General features: G+C 72.7%; 4 protein-coding genes. 3 read left to right on the top strand and 1 reads right to left on the bottom strand.

Annotation, left to right across the window (positions count from 1 at the left end):
• Positions 1-111: 111 nt before the first annotated feature.
• Complete coding sequence (locus ACFV5N_RS24705; RefSeq protein WP_385603844.1) at positions 112-981, bottom strand: NAD-dependent epimerase/dehydratase family protein; 870 nt, start codon at positions 979-981, stop codon at positions 112-114.
• Positions 982-1,152: 171 nt separating this feature from the next.
• Between ACFV5N_RS24705 and ACFV5N_RS24700 the strand changes: the two genes are divergently transcribed.
• The 3 genes from ACFV5N_RS24700 (at position 1,153) to ACFV5N_RS24690 (ending at position 4,811) form a co-directional block, all read left to right on the top strand.
• The gene (locus ACFV5N_RS24700; protein WP_385603841.1) at positions 1,153-2,082 is read left to right on the top strand and encodes a 5-dehydro-4-deoxyglucarate dehydratase; all 930 of its coding nucleotides are present in this window, start codon (positions 1,153-1,155) and stop codon (positions 2,080-2,082) included.
• Between the two features lie 5 nt (positions 2,083-2,087).
• A complete protein-coding gene (locus tag ACFV5N_RS24695; protein ID WP_385603838.1) occupies positions 2,088-3,263 on the top strand; it encodes a hypothetical protein in 1,176 nt (391 codons plus the stop codon).
• Between the two features lie 132 nt (positions 3,264-3,395).
• Positions 3,396-4,811 carry an NCS2 family permease gene (locus ACFV5N_RS24690; RefSeq protein ID WP_385603835.1) on the top strand — a complete coding sequence of 472 codons (1,416 nt, stop codon included), beginning with the start codon at positions 3,396-3,398 and terminating at the stop codon, positions 4,809-4,811.
• Positions 4,812-4,851 lie beyond the last annotated feature (40 nt).

Raw genomic sequence — 4,851 nt, 5'->3', positions numbered from 1 at the left:
CCTACCGCGGGCCCCCCCCGCCCCGGCGCGCGCCCGGGGCGCGCCCCGCGGGGGGCGGGGGGGGCGGGGGGCGCGGCTCGGGAGCCGCGCCCGCCGGGCGGCGGTTGTGCGTCAGTCCTCCTCGGGGCTGGGGTGCGGGCGGTTGCCCACCGGCCACTGCGGGGGGCTGGTCACGAAGTGGCCGCCGAGGTGGGCCTGGTCGGGGTTGCCCAGGTCCAGTTCGCCCTGTTCGGCGATCAGCTTCTCGGCGTACTTCTCGGAATCGTCCTGCGGCGCGTAGCCGAGGCTTCGCGCCGTGGTCAGGTCCCACACCAGCCGGGTGTTGGCCGAGGAGCCGTAGACCACGGTGTGGCCGACGCCGGGTGCGGTGAGCGCGGCGTGGAAGAGCCGGGCGCCGTCCGCCGGGCTCAGCCACATCGACAGCATCCGTACCGAGTTGGGCTCGGCGAACAGCGAGCCGATCCGGACCGACACCGTCTCGATGCCGTACTTGTCCCAGTAGAGCTGGGCCAGGTCCTCGCCGAAGCACTTGGAGAGGCCGTAGAAGGTGTCGGGGCGGTGCGGGGCGTCGGCGGCCAGCAGCGGGGCGTCGCTCCCGGGCGCGGGCCACGGGTGGTAGCCCATGGCGTGGTTGCTCGACGCGAAGACGATCCGGCGTACGCCTTCCTCGCGGGCCGCCTCGTACAGGTTGTAGGTGCCCTCGATATTGGCGCGCAGGATCTTCTCGAAGGAGGATTCCAGGGAGATGCCCGCCAGATGGAGAATGGCGTCGGTCCCGCGCACCGCCGCGCGCAGCGCGTCCCGGTCGCCGAGGTCGGCGGTGATCGCCTCCGGGGCGCCGGGCACCGGGACCACATCGAGCAGCCGCAGCGTATAGCCGTAGGCGGGCAGCAGTTCCCGCATCAGGGTGCCCACGCCGCCGGCGGCTCCGGTGAGCAGAACCGTGGATCCGGTACGGCCAGTGGGCTCAGCGGCACTCATCGAGTCTCCATCCATAAATATCATTCATATATCGGGACACGCTAAGTGGTCGCCCTGTGCGCGTCAACGTGCTGTCAAAGACCTGTTGACCTTTGATTTCGTACTCCTCTAGCGTGGCTGTTCAGGTATATGGACGAAGGTCAGCATCCTGTACATCTCTGGGGGCCCCGCATGACGACCGCATCACTGGCCGCACGGCTGGCCGGTCCGCTCTTCTTCCCCGTGACCGCCTTCCACCCGGACGGCTCCCTGCACCCCGACGCCTACCGGGCCCATGTGCGCGCCGGGATCGAGGCGGGCGCCGGGGCGGTCTTCGCCTGCTGCGGCACCGGCGAGTTCCACGCCCTGACCCCCCAGGAGTTCCACACCTGCGTCACCGCCGCCGTCGAGGAGGCCGCCGGACGCGTCCCCGTCGTCGCCGGCACCGGCTACGGCACCGCCCTCGCCCTCGACTTCGCGCGCAGCGCCGAGGCCGCGGGCGCCGACGGCCTGCTCGCGCTGCCGCCCTACCTGGTGCGCGCCGAACAGCACGGCCTGCTCGCCCACTACACCCAGCTCGCCGCCGCCACCAGCCTCGACCTCATCGTCTACCAGCGCGACAACGTCACCCTCACCCCGGCCACCGCCGTCGCCCTGGCCCGCACCCCCGGCATCACCGGCCTCAAGGACGGCGTCGGCGACCTCGGCCTCCTCCAGCGCATCATCGGCGCGGTGCGCACCGAGGCCCCCGGCGAGGAGTTCCGCTACTTCAACGGGCTGCCCACCGCCGAACTCACCCAGCCCGCCTACCGGGCGCTCGGCGTCGACCTCTACTCCTCCGCCGTCTTCTGCTTCGCCCCCGAGATCGCCCGCGCCTTCCACACCGCCCTGGCCACCGGCGACCGCGCCATGGCCGACCGGCTCCTGGACGGCTTCTACCGTCCCCTGGTCGAACTGCGCGACCGGGGCAAGGGCTACGCCGTGTCCCTGGTCAAGGCCGGGGTCCGGCTGCGCGGACTCGACGTCGGCACGGTCCGTGCCCCGCTCACCGAACCCGCCCCCGCCCATCTCACCGAACTCGCCGCCCTCGTCGAGCGCGGCCTCAGCCTGGTTGGACACTGACACCGATGCCCCGTACCTCCGCCTTCCTCTATCCCTGGGACGTCAACGGCGACCCCGCCGCCGCCGGGCTGGTCGCCGGGCTCGGCGTCCAGCAGGTCACCCTCGCCTCCGCCTACCACGCCACCCGCGCCCTCACCCCGCGCCACCCGGGGCGGCGCGTCGTCACCGCCCGGCACTCCGCCGTCTACTACCCCGCCGACCCCGCCCACTGGGCGGACTCCGCGCTGCGGCCCGCCGCCCAGACCTGGCTGCCCGGCGAGGACCCGTACGGCGAGGCCGCCGAAGCCCTCCGCGCGGCCGGACTGGAGGTCCACTCGTGGGTGATCCTCGCCCACAACTCCCGGCTCGGCCGGGAACACCCCGACAGCACCGTCCGCAACGCCCACGGCGACCACTACCCCTGGGCGCCGTGCATCGCCCGCCCCGAGGTCCGCGGCTACGCGGTCCGGCTGGCGGCCGAGGCGGCGGTGCGGCCCGGCACCAGCGGCACCGAACTGGAGTCCTGCGGCTGGTACGGCCTGGAGCACCCGCACGCCCACGACAAGATCGCGGGCGCGCCGCTCGGCGGCTACGGGCGCTGGCTGATGTCGCTGTGCTTCTGCGCCGTGTGCGAGCAGGGGTACGCGGAGCACGGCGCCGATCCGCAGCGGCTGCGCGCCCGGGTGCGGGACCTGCTCGCCCCCGCCTGGGAAGGCCGTCCGGTCGAGGGCGAGCTGACCGGCGCGGCGGCGGCGGCCGTGGCCGGCTGGCGGGCGGCGGCGGCCGACACCTTCCAGCGCGAGACGGTGGCCGCCGTACGGGAGCGGGCCCGCGAGCGCGGCCTGCCCGGCTTCCGGGTGCTGCTGCACGCCCACCCCGGGCCCCGGGCGCTGGGCGCCAACGCGGGCACCGACCCGGCCCGGGTGCTGGACCACGCCGACGGGGTGGTGCTGCCCTGCACCGGCGACGCCGCGGCCCGTACCGAGGTGCTGGCGCCGTTCGCCGCGCACCGCCGCCCGCACACGGTGCTGGCGGCGAACTTCCAGATCGTCGCGGGCATGGGCGGCAGCCCCGGTACCCTGGTCGATGACGCCGCACACGCCGCCTCTCTGGGCGCCACCGAACTGCGGCTCTACCACGCCGGGCTGGCCACCGCCGATGATCTGGCCCTGGTCCGGCACGCCCTCGACCGGCTGCCCTGAGCCCTGCCGCAGAGCGCGATTCCGTAACGGTGCGGCATCGTGTTACACCGTGTAAACCCTTCCGGTCGGCTCGGCAGGCAGAATTCCCCGGTCGCACACCGCGTCACCCGCACCACATCACCGAGGAAGCCCATGCCGTCCCGCCCCGCGCTCATCGCACGCGCCGATTCCTTCTTCCAGATATCGGCGCGTGGCTCCACCCTCGGCCGGGAGGTGCGCGGCGGGATCGCCACGTTCTTCACCATGGCCTACATCCTGGTCCTCAACCCGATCATCCTGAGCGGGGCCACGGATGTGCACGGCAACCAGCTCTCGTTCGGGCAGGTGGTGACGGTCACCGCGCTGGTGGCCGGGATCTCCACCGTCCTGATGGGCATCACCGCCAACCTGCCGCTGGCGCTCGCCGCCGGCCTGGGGCTGAACGCCATGGTGGCGTATCAGATCGCCCCCCAGATGAGCTGGCCCGACGCGATGGGCCTGGTCCTGCTGGAGGGCGTCATCATCTGCGCCCTGGCCGGCACCGGGCTGCGGGAGAAGGTGATGCACGCCATACCGATGCCGCTGAAGATGGCCATCGGCGCCGGGATCGGTCTGTTCATCGCTTTCATCGGCTTCGTGAACGCCGGCTTCTCGGTGGGCGCCGAAGGCTCGCCGCCGGTGCACCTCGGCGCGGGCGGCCAGCTGGCCGGCTGGCCGGTGCTGGTGTTCTGCCTCGGGCTGCTGCTGACGCTGTCCCTGCTCGCCCGCGGGACCAAGGGCGCCATCCTCATCTCGATCGCCGCGACCACGGTGGTGGCGATCATCATCAACGCGATCGCCGACATCGACGACGCCGCGTGGGGACTGACGGTCCCCGCCCTCCCGGAGAAGATCGCCGCGGCCCCCGACTTCGGGCTGATCGGCCAGTTCAGCCTGTTCGGTTCGGTGGGCCAGGTCGGGGTCATCACCGTGGTGCTGATCGTCTTCACCCTCTTCCTCACCGACTTCTTCGACACCATGGGGACCGCCGTGGGCGTCACCGGCGAGGCGGGGCTGCTGGACGAGAAGGGACGCGTCCCCCGCCTCGGCCGGCTGCTGTTCGTGGACGGCCTGGCCACGGTGTTCGGCGGCGCCGCCTCGGCCTCCTCCAACACCTCCTACATCGAGTCGGCGGCGGGCGTCGGGGAAGGCGCCAGGACGGGCTTCGCCAACCTGGTGACCGGCGCGCTGTTCGGGCTGTCCCTCTTCCTCGCGCCGCTGGCCGCGGTGGTGCCGGCCCAGGCCGCCGCGCCGGCGCTCGTCACCGTCGGATTCCTGATGATGGCGCAGGTCAGCAAGATCGACTGGACGGACCAGTCGCTGGCGATCCCGGCGTTCGTGACGATCGCGGTGATGCCGTTCACCTACTCCATCACCAACGGCATCGGTGCCGGTTTCATCGCCTACGTCGTCGTGAAGACCGCGCTGGGCAAGGCACGCGAGGTGCACTGGCTGCTGTGGGCGACGGCGGCACTCTTCCTGGTGCACTTCGCCATCGATCCCATCGAGCAGCTGCTCGGCGTCAGCTGACCGGAGCACCCCCGCGCGGGCGCCCCGGACCGTACACGGT

This window comes from Streptomyces sp. NPDC059853 (assembly GCF_042731495.1).
In the GTDB taxonomy this organism is placed as follows: domain Bacteria; phylum Actinomycetota; class Actinomycetes; order Streptomycetales; family Streptomycetaceae; genus Streptomyces.
Note: the sequence above shows the minus strand (reverse complement) of the source record. Positions and strands in the feature narration are given on the sequence as shown.

Excerpts from the sequence above, each read along its gene's own strand:
- ACFV5N_RS24705 (WP_385603844.1), bottom strand. The coding sequence starts at position 981 with ATGAGTGCCGCTGAGCCCACTGGCCGTACCGGATCCACGGTTCTGCTC.
- ACFV5N_RS24700 (WP_385603841.1), top strand. The coding sequence starts at position 1,153 with ATGACGACCGCATCACTGGCCGCACGGCTGGCCGGTCCGCTCTTCTTC.
- ACFV5N_RS24695 (WP_385603838.1), top strand. The coding sequence starts at position 2,088 with ATGCCCCGTACCTCCGCCTTCCTCTATCCCTGGGACGTCAACGGCGAC.
- ACFV5N_RS24690 (WP_385603835.1), top strand. The coding sequence starts at position 3,396 with ATGCCGTCCCGCCCCGCGCTCATCGCACGCGCCGATTCCTTCTTCCAG.